Origin of the sequence: Streptomyces griseochromogenes, from assembly GCF_001542625.1 — a bacterium.
Classification (GTDB): domain Bacteria; phylum Actinomycetota; class Actinomycetes; order Streptomycetales; family Streptomycetaceae; genus Streptomyces; species Streptomyces griseochromogenes.
In genome coordinates, this window is sequence record NZ_CP016279.1 from 6382548 (window position 1) to 6398101 (window position 15554).

Annotated in this window: 17 protein-coding genes; 7 read left to right on the top strand and 10 right to left on the bottom strand. The window is 72.3% G+C overall.

Annotated elements, in window-relative coordinates:
- Nucleotides 1–3: 3 nt before the first annotated feature.
- Entirely contained in the window at nucleotides 4–2343 is a 2340-nt protein-coding gene (locus tag AVL59_RS27465) for an FHA domain-containing protein (protein ID WP_067309469.1), read from the bottom strand.
- 82 nt (nucleotides 2344–2425) lie between these two features.
- A complete protein-coding gene (locus tag AVL59_RS27470; RefSeq protein ID WP_067317845.1) occupies nucleotides 2426–2836 on the bottom strand; it encodes a hypothetical protein in 411 nt (136 codons plus the stop codon).
- Between the two features lie 316 nt (nucleotides 2837–3152).
- Between AVL59_RS27470 and AVL59_RS27475 the strand changes: the two genes are divergently transcribed.
- The gene (locus tag AVL59_RS27475; protein WP_067309472.1) at nucleotides 3153–3551 is read left to right on the top strand and encodes a nuclear transport factor 2 family protein; all 399 of its coding nucleotides are present in this window, start codon (nucleotides 3153–3155) and stop codon (nucleotides 3549–3551) included.
- Between the two features lie 103 nt (nucleotides 3552–3654).
- On the top strand, nucleotides 3655–3966 hold the full coding sequence (locus tag AVL59_RS27480) for a DUF1905 domain-containing protein (protein ID WP_237281686.1): 312 nt from the start codon (nucleotides 3655–3657) through the stop codon (nucleotides 3964–3966).
- Here AVL59_RS27480 and AVL59_RS27485 read toward each other — a convergent pair.
- Complete coding sequence (locus AVL59_RS27485) at nucleotides 3956–4873, bottom strand: AraC family transcriptional regulator (RefSeq protein ID WP_067309478.1); 918 nt, start codon at nucleotides 4871–4873, stop codon at nucleotides 3956–3958. The genes AVL59_RS27480 and AVL59_RS27485 overlap by 11 nt on opposite strands.
- A gap of 73 nt (nucleotides 4874–4946) precedes the next feature.
- On the opposite strand from AVL59_RS27485, the gene AVL59_RS27490 reads away from it, so the two are divergent.
- Nucleotides 4947–5957, top strand: coding sequence for an oxidoreductase (locus tag AVL59_RS27490; protein WP_372450301.1), 1011 nt, complete (start codon nucleotides 4947–4949; stop codon nucleotides 5955–5957).
- Here AVL59_RS27490 and mgrA read toward each other — a convergent pair.
- The gene (mgrA, locus tag AVL59_RS27495; RefSeq protein WP_067309481.1) at nucleotides 5954–6958 is read right to left on the bottom strand and encodes an L-glyceraldehyde 3-phosphate reductase; all 1005 of its coding nucleotides are present in this window, start codon (nucleotides 6956–6958) and stop codon (nucleotides 5954–5956) included. The genes AVL59_RS27490 and mgrA overlap by 4 nt on opposite strands.
- Nucleotides 6959–7069: 111 nt before the next feature.
- On the opposite strand from mgrA, the gene AVL59_RS27500 reads away from it, so the two are divergent.
- From AVL59_RS27500 to AVL59_RS27510, 3 genes are all read left to right on the top strand, one after another.
- Nucleotides 7070–7984 carry a LysR family transcriptional regulator gene (locus AVL59_RS27500; protein ID WP_067309484.1) on the top strand — a complete coding sequence of 305 codons (915 nt, stop codon included), beginning with the start codon at nucleotides 7070–7072 and terminating at the stop codon, nucleotides 7982–7984.
- A 67-nt stretch (nucleotides 7985–8051) separates the two neighbouring features.
- Nucleotides 8052–9554, top strand: a complete 1503-nt coding sequence (locus AVL59_RS27505; RefSeq protein ID WP_067309487.1) for a carotenoid oxygenase family protein — start codon at nucleotides 8052–8054, stop codon at nucleotides 9552–9554.
- 27 nt (nucleotides 9555–9581) lie between these two features.
- Nucleotides 9582–10097, top strand: a complete 516-nt coding sequence (locus AVL59_RS27510; RefSeq protein WP_159400099.1) for a mycothiol transferase — start codon at nucleotides 9582–9584, stop codon at nucleotides 10095–10097.
- Here the strand turns inward: AVL59_RS27510 and AVL59_RS27515 are convergent.
- The 4 genes from AVL59_RS27515 to AVL59_RS27530 all read right to left on the bottom strand — a co-directional run bounded on the left by AVL59_RS27515 (nucleotide 10079) and on the right by AVL59_RS27530 (nucleotide 13093).
- A complete protein-coding gene (locus AVL59_RS27515) occupies nucleotides 10079–11149 on the bottom strand; it encodes an adenosine deaminase (RefSeq protein WP_067309491.1) in 1071 nt (356 codons plus the stop codon). The two genes, AVL59_RS27510 and AVL59_RS27515, sit on opposite strands and share 19 nt — an antisense overlap.
- 78 nt (nucleotides 11150–11227) lie before the next feature.
- On the bottom strand, nucleotides 11228–11620 hold the full coding sequence (locus AVL59_RS27520; RefSeq protein WP_067309494.1) for a VOC family protein: 393 nt from the start codon (nucleotides 11618–11620) through the stop codon (nucleotides 11228–11230).
- Between the two features lie 175 nt (nucleotides 11621–11795).
- Nucleotides 11796–12725 (bottom strand): M48 family metalloprotease, encoded by a 930-nt coding sequence (locus AVL59_RS27525; RefSeq protein ID WP_067309497.1) that lies wholly within the window; start codon nucleotides 12723–12725, stop codon nucleotides 11796–11798.
- On the bottom strand, nucleotides 12722–13093 hold the full coding sequence (locus AVL59_RS27530; RefSeq protein WP_067309500.1) for a BlaI/MecI/CopY family transcriptional regulator: 372 nt from the start codon (nucleotides 13091–13093) through the stop codon (nucleotides 12722–12724). The genes AVL59_RS27525 and AVL59_RS27530 overlap by 4 nt, the downstream gene beginning before the upstream one ends.
- A gap of 254 nt (nucleotides 13094–13347) precedes the next feature.
- Here AVL59_RS27530 and AVL59_RS27535 point away from each other — a divergent pair, with 254 nt between their 5' ends.
- A complete protein-coding gene (locus tag AVL59_RS27535; RefSeq protein ID WP_067309503.1) occupies nucleotides 13348–13806 on the top strand; it encodes a pyridoxamine 5'-phosphate oxidase family protein in 459 nt (152 codons plus the stop codon).
- Between the two features lie 12 nt (nucleotides 13807–13818).
- On the opposite strand, the gene AVL59_RS27540 is transcribed toward AVL59_RS27535, so the two are convergent.
- Together AVL59_RS27540 and AVL59_RS27545 are read right to left on the bottom strand one after the other, a co-directional pair.
- Nucleotides 13819–14724 carry an aldo/keto reductase gene (locus tag AVL59_RS27540; protein ID WP_067309506.1) on the bottom strand — a complete coding sequence of 302 codons (906 nt, stop codon included), beginning with the start codon at nucleotides 14722–14724 and terminating at the stop codon, nucleotides 13819–13821.
- Nucleotides 14725–14758: 34 nt separating this feature from the next.
- Nucleotides 14759–15412: a chitinase gene (locus tag AVL59_RS27545; RefSeq protein ID WP_372450311.1), complete on the bottom strand. Its 654-nt coding sequence runs from the start codon at nucleotides 15410–15412 to the stop codon at nucleotides 14759–14761.
- Between the last annotated feature and the right edge of the window lie 142 nt (nucleotides 15413–15554).

Below are 15554 nucleotides of genomic sequence, written 5' to 3' on the forward strand. Positions count from 1 at the left end.
CGCCTACTTCCGCATCACGGCCGGTTCCCGCCGGCGCAGCAGCCGGGCGACCAGCAGGCCGTAGCCGACGCACATCACCGACAGGACGGCCAGGTCGAGCAGCCAGGCGCCGACCGAGTGCCGGAACAGGGGGTCGGAGGCCAGGTCGCCGGGCACGATCCGGGCGAGCCCGATGGTGCCCGCCATGGCGCCGAGCGCCCAGCGGGAGGGCACCAGCCAGGAGACCTGCGCGAGGACGGGCACGCCGTGCAGCCGGAGCAGCGCGCCGCAGAACACGACCTGGACGACCGCGAGCAGCACCAGCAGCGGCATCGTCACCTCCTCCTTGCGCACGAGCGCCGAGACCAGCAGGCCGAGCATCATGGCCGTGAACGCCAGCAGGGCGACGGCGAGGGTGACTTCGGCCAGGGCGGGCAGCACGACGCCGCGGCCGCCGGGCGCGTTCAGGTCGACACCGGCCAGGGCGACCAGGGTGAGGACGACGGCCTGGAGGACCGTGACGGTGCCGAGCACCACGACCTTGGACATCAGATACGCCGGTCTGGACAGGCCGACGGCCCGTTCGCGCCGGTAGACCGCGCGTTCCTTGACGAGTTCGCGCACCGCGTTGGCGGCGCCGGTGAGCACGCCGCCGACGCACAGGACGAGCAGCGTGCTCATCGCGGTGTCCCGGGTCAGCTTCCCGCCCGCGAGGGCCCGGGCCATGGCACCCATGACGAAGGGCAGGGCGACCATGACGGCGAGGAAGGTGCGGTCGGCGGCGAGGACGGCCGTGTACCGGCGGACCAGGGTGCGCAGTTGAGCGCCCGGGCTGCGGGGGCGGGGCGGGGGCGCGGGGGCGGCCGGTGCGGAGTCCGGGCGGCGGGGCTGGGTGGTGGCCTCCGTGACGTAGTGCCGGTGGAACGGCGATGCGCGGTACTCCCCCGCCCAGTCCCGGTCCTGGTCGCGGTCGAAGGCCTCGAAGGCCTCCGGCCACTCGTCGAAGCCGAAGAAGGCGAGGGCGTCGTCGGGCAGGCCGTAGAAGGCGATACGGCCACCGGGGGCGAGGACCAGGAGGCGGTCGCAGACGTCGAGGCTGAGGACGCTGTGGGTGACCACGATGACGGTGCGGCCGTCGTCGGCGAGGCGGCGCAGCATGTGCATCACGGAGCGGTCCATACCGGGGTCGAGGCCCGAGGTCGGCTCGTCCAGGAACAGCAGCGACGGCTTGGTGAGCAGTTCCAGCGCGACGCTGACCCGTTTGCGCTGTCCTCCGGAGAGGCTGTGCACGGGCTGCCCGGCGCGCTGTTCGAGGCCCAGTTCCCGGATCACCTCGTCCACCCGGGCTTGCCGCTCGGTCTTGTCGGTGTCCTCGGGGAAGCGCAGCTCGGCGGCGTAGGAGAGGGCGGCGCGCACGGTGAGCTGGGGGTGCAGGATGTCGTCCTGCGGGACCAGGCCGATGCGCCGGCGCAGTTCGGCGTAGTCGCGGTACAGGTCGCGGCCGTCGTACAGGACGGTGCCGTGGTCGGCGGGCCGCTGTCCGGTCAGGGCGTTCAGCAGCGTGGACTTGCCGGCGCCGCTCGGTCCGACGACGGCGAGCAGGCACTTCTCCCCCACCGGGAAGGAGACGTGGTCGAGCAGGACCTTGCCGTCGCGGTCGACGGCGACCGTGAGGTCCTGTACGTCGAGGGAGACCTCGCCGGTGTCGACGTACTCCCGGAGTTCGTCGCCGACCAGACAGTACGTGACATGGCCGATGCCGACGAGGTCACCGGGGCCCGCCGGGGCGCGGGTGACGGGACGGCCGTTGAGGTAGGTGCCGTTGTGGCTGCCGAGGTCGACGATCTCGTAGCCGCCGTCCGCGTGGGCGCGCAGTTCGGCGTGGTGGCGGGAGACGCTCAGGTCGTCGACGACGAGGTCGTTGCCGGCCGCCCGGCCGATGCGGATCGTGCGCGTGGGCCGCGGCCGTACGCTGCTCGGATGGCGGTAGGTGCCGGTCAGCTCGGGATGCGAGACCGTCTGGGGGAGACCGGGCTCGGGCGGGGGTGCCCCGGTGAGGACGGCGCGGGGGCCGTCGGCGGGGTTGCCGAAGCGGATGACGCTGCCGGGGCGCACGTCCCAGGCGTGGATGCGGGAGCCGTCGGCATAGGTTCCGTTGGTGCTCTGCGCGTCCTCCAGGGTCCAGCGGTCGTGGTCGCAGCGCAGCACCGCGTGGTGCCACGAGACCCGCGCATCGTCGAAGACGATGTCGCTCAACGGGTCACGCCCGACGTGGTAGTCGCGGCCCGGGCTCATCACCGTGGAGCCCGTGTCGGTCTCCAGGACTAGCTCGGGCGCCGTCGGGGCGACGGGTCGCTCCGCCATGGCCAGAATTGTACCGATTTGACCATATGTGCGCCTGCGGCCGAAGCGGTGGAGGGCACACACCCCGACACCGTGGCACGTGTCAGGCGACGGGGACGACGAGCGCCGGGAGGGTGCGCTGCATGCGCAGCGCGTCGACGGACTCGGCGAGCAGTTCGTACTCGGTGGTGTCGTCGCAGGCGGCGATCCGCACCAGCCGGCCGCCAGCCAGTTCCTCCGCGACCAGTTCCTGCTCGCCGGCGTCGGCACACCAGGCACGCAGCAGCGCGGGGACGTCGGCCACCGTGTCCGCGACCGGGACGAGCGCGCCCGACGGGAAGGCGGCGTCCTGCGGGCTCGGGTCGAGCCGCTCGGCGATCCAGGACGCCCGGTCCCGCAGCCACCACAGGGCCAGCGCCAGGGTCGGCGCGCGATAGGTGCCGAGCGGTACGCCGATACGCCGGCCGCCGCAGGTGCCGTACGCGGTGACATGGCACAGGAATTCGTCGTGCACGATCACTCCCCCGAACGCATCGCTGACGTGCCGACCGGCCCCTCGCTCTCCGTACGGCTCCTGTGCGGTGAAGTGCCCCTGACGTTCGAGTATCGCCACTCCCGAAACACTGTCACCATGCCTTTCCGGCCAGTCTGTTGGCATATTCCGCGCCCGTTCTGGCCAAAAATGCGCGGGGTGCAAGGCCGCCCATGGCATTACCCGGGAGGTAATCGACCCGGCCCGGCTTTGACCGGCATGGTGGTCACACCGGATCGGCGATCCCCGGATCCGGCTCCTGACCAGTGGATACGACCTCGATGGAGGCTGATTCGCCATGCCCGTGAACACCGAAGGTTACGAGAGCGCCGTCGCCCGTTACTTCGAGGCCTGGAACGCCACCGAGCCCGAGGCCCTGACGAAGGCGGTCGCCGCGGCCTGGACCGCGGACGGCAGCTACACGGACCCCCTCGCCGACGTCCGCGGGCACGAGCAGATCGCGGCCGTGATCGCCGCGGCCCACGAGCAGTTCCCGGGGTTCGTGTTCCGTCCGGCCGGCGCGGTGGACGGGCACCACGACATCGCGCGCTTCTCCTGGGAGCTGGTGAACGAGGCTGGGGGTACCCCCTCCGGGGGAGGCTCGGCGCCGGTGGCCGGGTTCGACGTGATCACCCTGGACGGCGAGGGCCGCATCCGGCAGGTGCTGGGCTTCCTGGACCGAATTCCGGCGGCCTGAGCCCGAGACCGCGATGAGTTTTCCCGCTCGCGGCGGTCAGGCGAGGGAAAGGACCGGGACCCGGATCCATGCGACCCGGAATAGATCACCGCGAGCGGAGACCATGATGAACATCACCGGCGGGACGACGAGCACCGCGGGGAAAGTGGACGAGGAATTCACCGCGGTCCTGTGCAAAAGCCCGGAGAAAAGCGGCTGGACCTATGTGATCTGGCCGCGGTCCGTGGAATTCTTCGGCACCCGCGGACTGGTCAAGATCCGCGGCACCGTCGACGGCCATCCGTTCCGGAGCTCGTTCATGGCGCTGGGCGACGGCACGCACAAACTGCCCGTGAAGACCGAGGTACGCAAGGCGATCGGCAAGGGCGAGGGCGACACGGTGACGGTCCGGCTTCTGGAGCGGCTCAGCTCCTGACCGTCTCCCGGTAGCGCCGGGGCGCTACTCCGACCGTGCGTTTGAAGGCGTTGCTGAAGGCGCTCTCGGAGGTGTAGCCGACCGAGCGGGCCAGTGCGGCGACCGGGGTGGAGTCCTGCCTGAGCGCGCGGGCGGCCAGGCTCATGCGCCAGTTCTGCAGGTAGGTGAGGGGCGGTACCCCCGCGGCCTCCTTGAAACGCACGGCGAAGGTGGTCCTGGACATCGCGGCGGCCCGCGCCAGCTCCTCCAGTCGCCAGGGATGCGCCGGGTCGGCGTGCATCAGGCGCAGGGCGGGGGCCAGCCGCTCGTCCGCCAGCGCCCGCAGCCAGCCGGCCGGCAGCGCGGCGGCCTCGCTGAGGCAGGCCCGCAACACCTGGAGGAACATCAACTGGGCCAGGTGGTCCGAGGAGAAGGCGGAACCGGCCCGGCCGTCGGCCATCTCCCGCATCAGCTGTGCGGTGAGCCAGCGCAGCACCGGCGCCTCGGCAGCGCCGGAGCGCACATGGATCAGCTCGGGCAGGGCCCGGCGCAGCAGATCGCCGCTGTCCCGGCTGAGGTCGATGTGCCCGGAGACGCACACCACCTCCTCTCCCCCGCCGAGCGCCCCCATACGGGTGCGCGGATCCACGGCGACCTCCGCCGGGTCGACCGGCTCCAGTCCCGGCTCGCTGCACAGGACGTACGGCCGCCGCCCGTCGGAGACCACGATGTCGCCCTCGGACAGTGCCACGGGTTCGGCCCCGCCCTCGGCGACGAGCAGGCAGCCGCCCCGCGCCAGGACGTTCACCTTCAGCTTGTCGCGCCCCCGCAGCCGGACGGCCCAGCGCCCGCCGGCGGTGAAACCGCCGGAGAACACCCCGCGCGCGTCCGCGACGGCCAGAGCGTCGGAAAGGGGATCGGTGAACATGCTCGAACTATCGCGCAAGTAGTACGCACTCTCAAGCATTCATCGTTCGGAGCGGCGGATCTACGGTGGCTCCATGGCTCACATCGAGGAGACCCCCACCATGACCACCGCGCAGCAGCCCCTGCACTCAGGCTTCGGCGCCGCGTCCACCGCCGAGGACGTGATCAAGGGCATCGACCTGACCGGCAAGGTCGCGATCGTCACCGGCGGCTACTCGGGCATCGGCCTGGAGACGAGCCGAATCCTGCGGGCGGCGGGCGCCGAGGTCGTCGTACCGGCCAGGGACCCGGAGCGGGCCCGTGCCGCGCTGAAGGAGACGGACGGCGTCGCGGTCGAGCCGATGGACCTGATCGACCCGGCGTCCGTCGACGCCCTCGCCGAGAGGTTCCTGGCCTCCGGGCGTCCGCTGCACATCCTGGTGAACAGTGCCGGGATCATGGCGACGCCGCCGACCCGGGACGCCCGCGGGTACGAGGCACAGTTCGCCACGAACCACCTCGGCCACTTCCGGCTGGTGGCCCGGCTGTGGCCCGCTCTGGTGGCGGCCCACGGGGCGCGGGTGGTCTCGGTGTCCTCGCGGGGCATCCGCTTCTCGCCCGTCGTCTTCGAGGACCTGCACTTCGAGCACCGGGCCTACGATCCGTTCCTCGCCTACGGCCAGTCGAAGACCGCCAACGCGCTCTTCGCCGTCGAACTGGACCGGCGGGGCCGGGCGGAGGGCGTACGGGCCTTCGCCGTGCACCCCGGCCAGATCATCGACACCGGTCTCGCCAAGCACCTCTCCGAGGAGGCCCTGCGGGCGGCCGGCGTCCTCGACGAGGAGGGCCGCCCGGTGCGCGACCCCGCCCGGCAGCAGAAGACCGTCCCGCAGGGAGCGGCGACCGGCGTGTGGTGCGCCACCAACCCCCGGCTCGACGGACTCGGCGGTGTCTACTGCGAGAACTGCGACATCAGCCCCGTGGTGACCGCCGGGAACGAGGCCGAGTGGAGGGCGCGACCGGGACTGCCCGGCGTACTGCCCTACGCCGTCGACCCAGAGGCGGCGGCCCGCCTCTGGGAGGTCAGCGAGCGGCTCACGGCCTAGCGGTCGGCCTCCGGCCTGACGATCGCGTCGATCCGTGCCAGTTCCTCGGCGTCGAAGTCCAGGTTGCGGATCGCGCCGACGCTGTCGTCGATCTGCCGCGGGCTGCTCGCGCCCACCAGGGCGGAGGTGACCCGGCCACCGCGCAGCACCCAGGCCAGGGCCAGCTGGGCCAGCGTCTGGCCCCGGGACGTGGCGATGTCGTCCAGGGCGCGCAGCCGGCCGACGAGGTCCTCGGTGACCGCGTCCGAGTTCAGGAAGGGGCTGTCGCTCGCGGCCCGGGAGTCCTCCGGGATGCCGTCGAGGTAGCGGCCGGAGAGCAGGCCCTGCTCCAGCGGGGAGTACACGATGGAGCCGACCCGCAGCTCGTCCAGGGCGTCCAGCAGGCCCTCGTCCTCGGGGCGCCGGTCGAGCATCGAGTAGCGCGGCTGGTGGATGAGGAGCGGGGTGCCCAGCTCGCCGAGGATGCGGGCGGCCTCACGGGTCTGCTCCGCCGAGTAGTTGGAGACTCCGACGTAGAGCGCCTTGCCCTGCTGCACCGCGGTGTGCAGGGCACCCATCGTCTCCTCCAGCGGAGTGTCCGGGTCGGGGCGGTGCGAGTAGAAGATGTCGACATGGTCCAGGCCCATGCGCTGCAGGCTCTGGTCGAGCGAGGACAGCAGGTACTTGCGCGAGCCCCATTCGCCGTACGGGCCGGGCCACATCAGATAGCCGGCCTTGGTGGAGATGACCAGCTCGTCGCGGTACGGCGCGAAGTCGGCCTTCAGGGCCTCGCCGAGCGCGGACTCGGCGGCGCCGGGCGGCGGGCCGTAGTTGTTGGCCAGGTCGAAGTGGGTGACGCCGAGGTCGAAGGCGCGGCGCAGGATGGCGCGCTGGGTCTCGACGGGCCGGTCGGGCCCGAAGTTGTGCCACAGGCCGAGCGACAGCGCGGGAAGCTTCAGGCCGCTGCGTCCGGTGCGCCGGTAGGGCATGTCGGCGTAACGGTCGGGGTGTGCGGTGTACAACGCGACTCCAGAGGGGTTGGCACACGAACTACCGACCTCACTCTTCCCCGAGCCGCACGCAGCGGTCCAACAGGAGAATCCGATGGAATTGTGCGGCTAGGCTTCTCAATCATGGAACTGCGTCATCTCCAGCACTTCGTCGCGGTCGCCGAGGACCAGCACTTCACCCGGGCCGCCGAACGCCTGATGGTGTCCCAGTCCGGCCTGTCCGCCTCCATCCGGGCTCTGGAACGGGAGCTGCGGGCGCCGCTGTTCGTGCGCACCACCCGGCGGGTGACGCTCACCGAGGCGGGGCGCGCGCTGCTGGCGGAGGCCGAGCGGATCCTCGCGCAGGTGCGGTCGGCGCACGAGGCGGTGGCCGCCGTACAGGGGGTACTGCGCGGCACACTGGCGCTCGGCACCGAGCAGTGCATCGCCGGGGTGCATGTGGCACGGCTGCTGGCCGCCTTCCGGCGGCGCCACCCGGACGTGGAGATCCGGCTGCGGCAGGCCGGCTCGGGCGCCCTGGCCGAGGAGGTCACGGCCGGGCGGCTGGACCTGGCCTTCGCCTACCGCACCCAGGCCGACAGCGACCAGCTGCGCTCGGTCTCGCTGACCAGCGAGCCGATGACCGTCCTGTGCCACCCCAGCCACCGGCTCGCCTCCGCGGGCGCGGCGCGCACGGCCGAGGACCTGGCCGGTGAGGTGTTCGTGGACTTCCACCCGGACTGGGGTCCGCGCCGCACCACCGACGCCGCGTTCGCCGCGGCCGGCGTCCGGCGCACGGTCCCGCTGGAGGTCAACGACGTGCACAGCCTGCTCGATCTGGTCGACGAGAACCTCGGCATCGCCGTCGTACCGCGGCACTTCCGGCACAAGCGGCCCTCGCTCACGGCGCTCCCGCTGAAGGGCACGGGCGAGGCGGAGTACGAGACCGTGGCCCTGCTGCCGCCGGAGCGGGCCACCAGCCCCGCCGCCCGCGCGCTGGTCACACTCCTGGAAACAGGGGGGCTGGCACCACCCCAGGACGGTCCCCAGGCCTCCTGATTCCGGCCGCCCGCCGCCGCAGACTCGTGACCGTCAACCACGTCAACGGCGGTCAGGAGTACGGCAGATGGCAGAGCACACACGGCGGACGGTGCTGCGGGGCGCGGCCGGCGTCGCGGCGGCGGGCGCACTCGCCGGGGCCTCGGGGCATCCGGCGTCGGCCCGGCCGCGACGAGCCGGGGCGCAGCGTCGCTTTCCCTTTCTCGAGGGGGCGTTCGAGCCGGTCACCGAGGAACTGACGGCCTTCGACCTCCCGGTCACCGGCCGCGTCCCCCGCGAGCTGAACGGCCGCTTCCTGCGCAACGGCCCCAACGTCCTCGGCCTGGAGGACCCCCGCACGCACCACTGGATGCTCGGCGAGGGCATGGTGCACGGGGTGCGGCTGCGCGACGGGAAGGCGGAGTGGTACCGCAACCGGTGGGTGCGCTCCTCCCGGGTGGCCGAGAAGCTGGGCGAGCCCCACCCGGGGCCGGTGCCGCCGGAGGACTTCGCCTGCAACACGCATGTGATCCCTTACCAGGGGCGGATCCTCGCGCTGCAGGAGAGCGGTCCGCTGCCCTACGAGCTGGACGACGAGCTGAACACGGTGGGCACCTACGACTTCCGGGGCACCCTTCAGGGGGCGTTCACCGCGCACACCAAGTACGACGCACGCGCCGGGGAACTCCACGCGGTCGCCTACTATCCGGCCTGGGACCACGTCCGGCACCTGGTCGTGGACCCCGCCGGGCGCGTCGCCCGCACGACGCGGATCCCGGTGGCGGACGCGCCGATGATGCACGACTTCGCGCTCACCGAGAAGCACGTCGTCGTCTTCGACCTGCCGGTCACCTTCGATCCGGCGGCCGCCGGACGCGGCGCCCCGGTGCCGTACATCTGGAACCGCGAGCACCCCACCCGGGTGGGGGTCATGCGGCGGACCGGCGGCCCGGTGCGCTGGTTCGGTATCGACCCGGTCTTCTACTCGCACACCCTCAACGCCTACGACGAGGGCTCGTCCGTGGTCGTCGACCTGACGACCTACCCGGCGCCGTTCCACGTCGCCGGACGCGGCTCCGACGGGCCGTACGCGGCGGGCACCGCGAAGCTCGAACGCTGGACGGTCGACCTGCGCCACGGGTGCGTGCGGCAGCGGGTCCTGGACGACCGGCCGCAGGAATTCCCGCGGGTCAACGAGGAGTTGGTGGCCCACCGGCACCGCTACGGGTACTCGGCCTCGGCCGCCGAGATGACGCTCGCCTATCTGACCCCGGACGGCGGCAACCCGCCGGACCGGGCCTTCTCCAACGCGCTCCTCAAGCACGACCTGCTGCGCGGCACGGCCCAGGTGCACCGGCTGCCCCGGGGCGCGGCAGCGGGCGAGGCGGTGTTCGTGCCGCGCGAAACGGGCGGCGGAAAGGCCGCGGAGGACGACGGATACACGATCGCCTACGTCCACGACCCCGACCGGGGCGCAGCCGACCTGGTGATCCTCGCCGCGCAGGACTTCACCGGCGAACCGGTGGCACGGGTCCACCTGCCCGGGCGGGTGCCGCTCGGCTTCCACGGGAGCTGGATAGCGGACGCATGAGGGCGCGCGATGCGCGATGGTGGACGCATGCATGCGAAGGACATCCTCATCGACGGCTACGGCCGCATCCAGGAAGAAGTCCATGCCGCCCTCGACGGCCTGGGTCCGGACGGGCTGCACTTCCGTCCGGACCCCGGCACCAACTCCATCGCCTGGCTGGTCTGGCACCTCACCCGGGTGCAGGACGACCACATCGCCGACGCCTTCGGCCTCGACCAGGTGTGGCTGTCGCAGGGCTGGGAGAAACGCTTCGGCCTCGACCTGCCCCGCCATGACACCGGCTACGGGCACAGTCCCGCGAAGGTCGCCAAGGTGCGGGTCGAGTCGGCCGGCCAGCTGACGGGGTACTACGACGCCGTCCACGAGCAGACCCTCGGCGCCCTGCGCTCACTCGCCGCCAAGGATCTCGAAGGGGTCGTGGACGAGCGCTGGGATCCCCCGGTCACGCTCGGGGTCCGCCTGGTGAGCGTCCTGTCCGACGACCTTCAGCACATCGGACAGGCCGCCTACCTCAGGGGGCTGCTTCAGAGCGCGGCCGCGTAACCCGGCAGGACCACGTCCTCGATGAGGGCCTTGCGCTCGTCGAACGGGATGAACGCGCTCTTGAGGGCGTTCACCGTGACCGTGCGCAGGTCCTCCACGGTCCAGCCGGCCTCCTCGACCAGCAGGGACATCTCCCGGGTCATCGTCGTCCCCGAGACCAGACGGTTGTCGGTGTTGAGGGTGACCCGGAAGCCCATGTCCTTCAGGGCCGTGATGGGGTGCTCGGCGATCGAAGTGGCGCAGCCCGTCTGAAGGTTGGACGTCGGGCACATCTCCAGGGCGATGCGGCGGTCGCGCACCCAGCCGGCCAGGCGGCCGAGCTTGCCGTCCACGATGTCCTCGGTGAGGCGCACGCCGTGTCCGATGCGCTGGGCGCCGCACACCTGGAGGGCCTGGTGGATGCTGGGCAGACCGTGCGCCTCGCCGGCGTGGATGGTGAAGGGCACGCTCTCGCGGCGCAGGTGCTCGAAAGCGTCCAGGTGGTCGGCGGGCGGGAAGCCGTCCTCGGCACCGGCGATGTCGAAGCCGACGACACCGGCGTCGCGGTAGGCGACCGCCAGGTCGGCGGCCTCGCGGACCCGGTCGAACATGCGCATGCCGCACAGCAGGGTGCCGACCCGGACGGGGGTACCGGCGGCGGCCGCCTTGGCCATGCCGGCGGCGAGGCCCTCCTGGACAGTCTCCACGACCTCGTTCAGCGTGAGCCCGCCCCGGGTGTTCAGCTCGGGGGCGTAGCGCACCTCGGCGTAGACGACGCCGTCGGCGGCGAGGTCGAGGACGTACTCCTCGGCGACGCGCAGCAGGCCCTCGCGGTTCTGCATGACGGCGAGGGTGTGCTCGAAGGTGGCTATGTAGCGGACCAGGTCGCCGGAGTTGGCGGCCTCGAAGTACCAGGCGGCCAGTTCTTCGGGGTCGGTGGTGGGCAGGGTGTGCCCGACCGCGGCGGCGAGCTCGACGACGGTGGCGGGACGCAGGCCGCCGTCGAGGTGGTCGTGCAGGACGGCCTTGGGCAGGCGGCGGATCACTTCAGCGTCTACGCGCGTAGCAGTCATGGCGGGTCTTTCCTTGAGCAGGCGGTTCTGAGCGGCGTTGGGAGCGTGCGGCGGGAGGAGCGTGCGGCGGGAGGAAGCTCAGTCGGCGGGCTGGAGCAGGTCCCAGCGGTTGCCGTAGAGGTCCTGGAAGACGGCGACCGTGCCGTACGACTCGTGGCGCGGCTCCTCCAGGAAGGTCACGCCGGCGGCGGTCATCCGGGCGTGGTCGCGGGCGAAGTCGTCGGTGTGCAGGAAGAACCCGACCCGCCCGCCGGTCTGGTCCCCGATCCGGGCACGCTGGTCCTCGCCCTTGGCTCGGGCGAGCAGCAGGCCGGTGCCGTGGTCCCGCGTCCCGGGCTCCACGACGACCCAGCGGGAGCCGTCCGGCCGGGGCTCGTCCTCGGCCAGCCGGAATCCGAGGGCCTCGGTGTAGAAGCGCACGGCCTCGTCGTAGTCGTCGACGACGAGGGTGACCAGGGCAACGCGTCGCATCGGGGCCTTCCGGTGGGGGTGGTTAGCCGGAGAGGTTATACGTAAAACCTCACCGGCGCCAGTCACCTTCGCGGACACGTGCCACAGGTCCGTGCGAGGCGGTCCGGCAGGGCGTGCGCGGGCCTCCGGGGCGCTCGTGCCCGCGGGGGCCGCACGGGTCGCTCCGCAGCGCCCGTCAGGGCCTTTCCTCGCCCTGCGCGATCTCGACGCGGTGATGGAAGTCGGCCATCCCGGTCACCGAGGCGACGCAGGAGACGGCGGTGCAGGCGAGGAGGAGGGCGGCGATGCGGCGGCCGGACCGGCGCGGGGCGCGAGGGGCGGCCAGCAGGGCCTGGACGCGCCGCGGCACGGGGCCCGTCGTCGCGCCGGCGGCGAAGCCGGGGCGCTCGGACCGGGCGGCCTGGCCGGCGAGGGCGGCCCGGGCGATGGCCCGGGCGGTCAGACGCCGGTCGCCGACGCTGACGGCGGCGGCCTCGTCGGCGGCCCGCTCGGCGGCCAGGCGGATGGTCTCCCGGACCGGGCGCAGGGCGGGGTGGCAGTGGGCCGCGAGTTCGGCCGCCGCGAGGAAGTAGTGGTGGCCGCCTTCGTTGTGCGCCCGCTCGTGCGCGAAGAGTGCCTCCCGTTCGGGGCCGTCCAGGCTGCGCAGCATGGCGGTGGTGACGACGATGCGGTGCGGGCGGCCCGGCAGCGCATAGGCGTCGGGGCGCGGCGAGTCCACCACGCACAGGTCGCCCGCGACGGGACCGCGCCCGGCTTCGGTGCGGGCGGCCCTGAAGGCTCGGGTCTGGTGCAGGACCGAGCGGACGAGGGTCAGGGCGCACACGGCGAGGGCGCCGACGGAGGTCGCGGCGACGGGCAGGACGACGAGGTCGGAGGCGGTGCGCAGCGGGTGGACGAAGTCTCCGAGCGCGGCGAACGACGGCAGCTTGAGCAGGCCGGTCAGGACGAACGCGCCGAGCGCGGCCAGCGAGCAGCCCGCGAGGACGACGGCACAGCCGGTGACCGCCCACAGCGCGGCCGCCGGGGCCAGCCGGTCCAGGGCTCGCCGGGCCAGTGCCGGGAGGACGCACGGCAGCAGCAGCGGCAGCAGGAGCAGTGCGATCATCGGCCGTCCGGTTCGAGCAGGTCTCGCAGGATGCGCTCGTCGTCGGGGTTGAGCTGGGCGACGAAGCGGGCCAGGACGGTCTCGCGGTCGTCGTCCCGGTCGAGCTCGGTGTGCATGCGGCGGGCGGTGAGCCCCTGGGCGTCCTGGAGGGGGAAGTAGGCGTAGCCACGGCCCTGCCGCCGCCGTTCGACCATGCCCTTGTCGTGCAGGCGGGTGAGGATGGTGGTCACCGTCGTCCGCGCGAGGTCCGCGCCGAGGGCCAGCTGGACCTGGCCGGATGTCTGGGGCGCACCGGCGGCCCACAGGGCGGCCATGACGCTCGCTTCGAGTTCACCGGCCGGCCGGCGTTCGTCCTTGGCGTCGGTCATGGGAACGTTCCTCACCCCGTCTTTCTCTGCCGGCCGGAGTCCGTCTACACGAGTGTAGTCAGCCAGAGCCGTCGTACGGTCGTGCGCGCTGCACACCCATTATGGATAGACGCCGTCCGCGATGTCCGAACGGCTGTGCGCACACCGTTCGCCGTCCATCTTCGACGACTCTGCGCGCAGGAGGCGCACCGGGACCACGGTCCTAGGACGCGGGCCCGAGGTGCGGCACCGCGGTGACCGGTAGCGTCCCGGGCATGAAGATCACCGAACCGGTCCGCTCCGCGGCACAGCGCAAGCGAGACGTCCTGGCCCGCCTGGAGCGGGAGATCGACATCTGGGTGGCCACGGCGGATGCGGACGGGCTGCCGTGTCTGGTGCCGCTGTGGTTCGTCTGGGACGGGGAGTCGCTCTGGCTGTGCACCCGCGCCACCAATCCCACCGGCCGCAATCTGCGTGACGTCGGCCGGACCCGGCTGGCCCTCGGGCACACCCGTGACGTCGTGCTCGTCGACGGGGAGGTGCGGTTCTTCGGCGCCGAGGACGTGCCGGGTGCGGCCGCGGACGCGTTCGCGGCGAAGACGGGCTGGGATCCGCGCGCGGACAGCCCGTCGTACGCCTACTTCGAGGTGCGGCCGCGGGCGGTGCAGGCGTGGCACGAGGAGCGCGAACTGCGCGGCCGGCATCTGATGCGGGACGGCGAGTGGGTCGTGTGACGCGGCCGCCGCTCAGCCTGCCTGCGCGCGCCCCGCGCCGAGCCGTGCCAGCTCCTCGCCGGTGAGGCGCAGCGCGCCCGCGGCGACGTTCTCGACGAGGTGGTCGGGGTTGCCGGTGCCGGGGATGGCGAGGACGTGCGGGCCCTGGTGCAGCGTCCAGGCGACGCGGACCTGCGCAGGGCTCACCCCGTGGGCCCGGGCGACGGAGAGCACCGCGTCGTCGTGTGCGGCGCTCGCGCCGCGCTCTCCGGCCTCGCCGGCGACGGCATAGAAGGGGACGAAGGCGATGCCGTGCTCGCCGCACAGGCGCAGGACCTCGTCGCCGACGGGGTCGGGACGGTCCACGGCGTAGCGGTTCTGGACGGACACCACGGGTGCGATCTCCAGCGCCTCGGCGAGGTGCCGGGGTTCGGCGGCGGAGATCCCGAGATGCCGGATCAGTCCCGCCGTACGCAACTCCGCCAGGGCGCCGAAGTGTTCGGCGACGGAGTCCTGGCGCATCCGGCGCAGGTATACGAGGTCGAGGTGGTCGCGGCCGAGCTGGCGCAGGTTCTCCTCGACGTGCCCGCGCAGCTGGTCGGGCCGGGCCGAGGTGCCCCACTCGCCGGAGTGGTCGCGGAAGGGGCCGACCTTGGTGGCGATGACCAGGTCGCCGGAGTACGGGGCGAGTGCGGTGTTGATGAGTTCGTTGGCGGAACGCCGGGCGGAGAAGTAGAAGGCCGCCGTGTCGATGTGGTTCACACCCAGCTCGACGGCCTTGCGCAGGACGCCCAGCGACCGTTCCCGGTCGCTCGGGGTGCCGAGATGGAAGGCGGCGCTGCCCGTCAGCCGCATCGCGCCGAAGCCGAGGCGGTGGACGGGCAGGTCGCCGAGCTTCCAGGTACCGGAGGCCTCCGCTGTGATCTTTTGGGCAGTCATCGACGGAGTCTCGCACACGGCACCCGGCCGGCTGTCAGCAGTACAGATCGGCGCCCGGGGAGACCCCGAGGATCTGGGTGAAGCGCTGGTAGGCGTCGACGCGGCTCTGCACCTGCGCGGGGTTCTTGCCGTCGCATTCCAGGGAGCCGTTGATGCTGCGGACGGTCTGGCCGAAGCCGGCGCCGTCGACCATCGCGTTGTGCGGGGTCATGCTGCCCGGCCCCGACTGGGTGTTCCAGTACCACAGGCCGGTCTTCCAGGCGACGGACGCGTCGTTCTCCGCCTGCCAGGGGTTGTCGAGGAGGTCGATGCCGAGAGCGTCGCCCGCGGCCTTGTAGTTGAAGTTCCAGGAGAGCTGGAGGGGGCCGCGCCCGTAGTAGGCGGCCTGTCCCGCGGGGCAGCCGTAGGACTGGCTCCAGTCGCAGTAGTGGGGGTAGTTGGCGGTGTCCTGCTCGACGACGTACACCAGGCCGCCGGTCTCGTGGCTGACGTTGGCGAGGAAGGCGGCGGCCTCCTGCTTGCGCACGGTGTCGCTGCCGGTGTTCGCGAATCCGGGGTACGCGGCGAGGGCCGCGGTGAGTCCGCTGTAGCTGTAGAACGGATTCCGGCTCGGGAACATCTGGTTGAACTGAGCCTCGCTCACGACGAAGTCCGCGGCGGAAGCGGTGGGGGCGGACTGGAGTACCAGGGCGGAACCGCCGAGGACGAGCGAGGTGACAAGCGCGGCGATGCGGTGCCTCAACACGGTCAACTCCTTTGCGGAGCACGGCCGCGTCCGTCGGAGACGGAAGCGGCCGCGGTGGGGGGTTGGGCACACTCAACCGCTTTGG

Coding starts and splice junctions, on each gene's coding strand:
- AVL59_RS27465 (WP_067309469.1), bottom strand. CDS start 2,343: ATGGCGGAGCGACCCGTCGCCCCGACGGCGCCCGAGCTAGTCCTGGAG.
- AVL59_RS27475 (WP_067309472.1), top strand. CDS start 3,153: ATGCCCGTGAACACCGAAGGTTACGAGAGCGCCGTCGCCCGTTACTTC.
- AVL59_RS27480 (WP_237281686.1), top strand. CDS start 3,655: ATGATGAACATCACCGGCGGGACGACGAGCACCGCGGGGAAAGTGGAC.
- AVL59_RS27485 (WP_067309478.1), bottom strand. CDS start 4,873: ATGTTCACCGATCCCCTTTCCGACGCTCTGGCCGTCGCGGACGCGCGC.
- AVL59_RS27490 (WP_372450301.1), top strand. CDS start 4,947: ATGGCTCACATCGAGGAGACCCCCACCATGACCACCGCGCAGCAGCCC.
- AVL59_RS27500 (WP_067309484.1), top strand. CDS start 7,070: ATGGAACTGCGTCATCTCCAGCACTTCGTCGCGGTCGCCGAGGACCAG.
- AVL59_RS27505 (WP_067309487.1), top strand. CDS start 8,052: ATGGCAGAGCACACACGGCGGACGGTGCTGCGGGGCGCGGCCGGCGTC.
- AVL59_RS27510 (WP_159400099.1), top strand. CDS start 9,582: ATGCATGCGAAGGACATCCTCATCGACGGCTACGGCCGCATCCAGGAA.
- AVL59_RS27515 (WP_067309491.1), bottom strand. CDS start 11,149: ATGACTGCTACGCGCGTAGACGCTGAAGTGATCCGCCGCCTGCCCAAG.
- AVL59_RS27520 (WP_067309494.1), bottom strand. CDS start 11,620: ATGCGACGCGTTGCCCTGGTCACCCTCGTCGTCGACGACTACGACGAG.
- AVL59_RS27525 (WP_067309497.1), bottom strand. CDS start 12,725: ATGATCGCACTGCTCCTGCTGCCGCTGCTGCTGCCGTGCGTCCTCCCG.
- AVL59_RS27530 (WP_067309500.1), bottom strand. CDS start 13,093: ATGACCGACGCCAAGGACGAACGCCGGCCGGCCGGTGAACTCGAAGCG.
- AVL59_RS27535 (WP_067309503.1), top strand. CDS start 13,348: ATGAAGATCACCGAACCGGTCCGCTCCGCGGCACAGCGCAAGCGAGAC.
- AVL59_RS27540 (WP_067309506.1), bottom strand. CDS start 14,724: ATGACTGCCCAAAAGATCACAGCGGAGGCCTCCGGTACCTGGAAGCTC.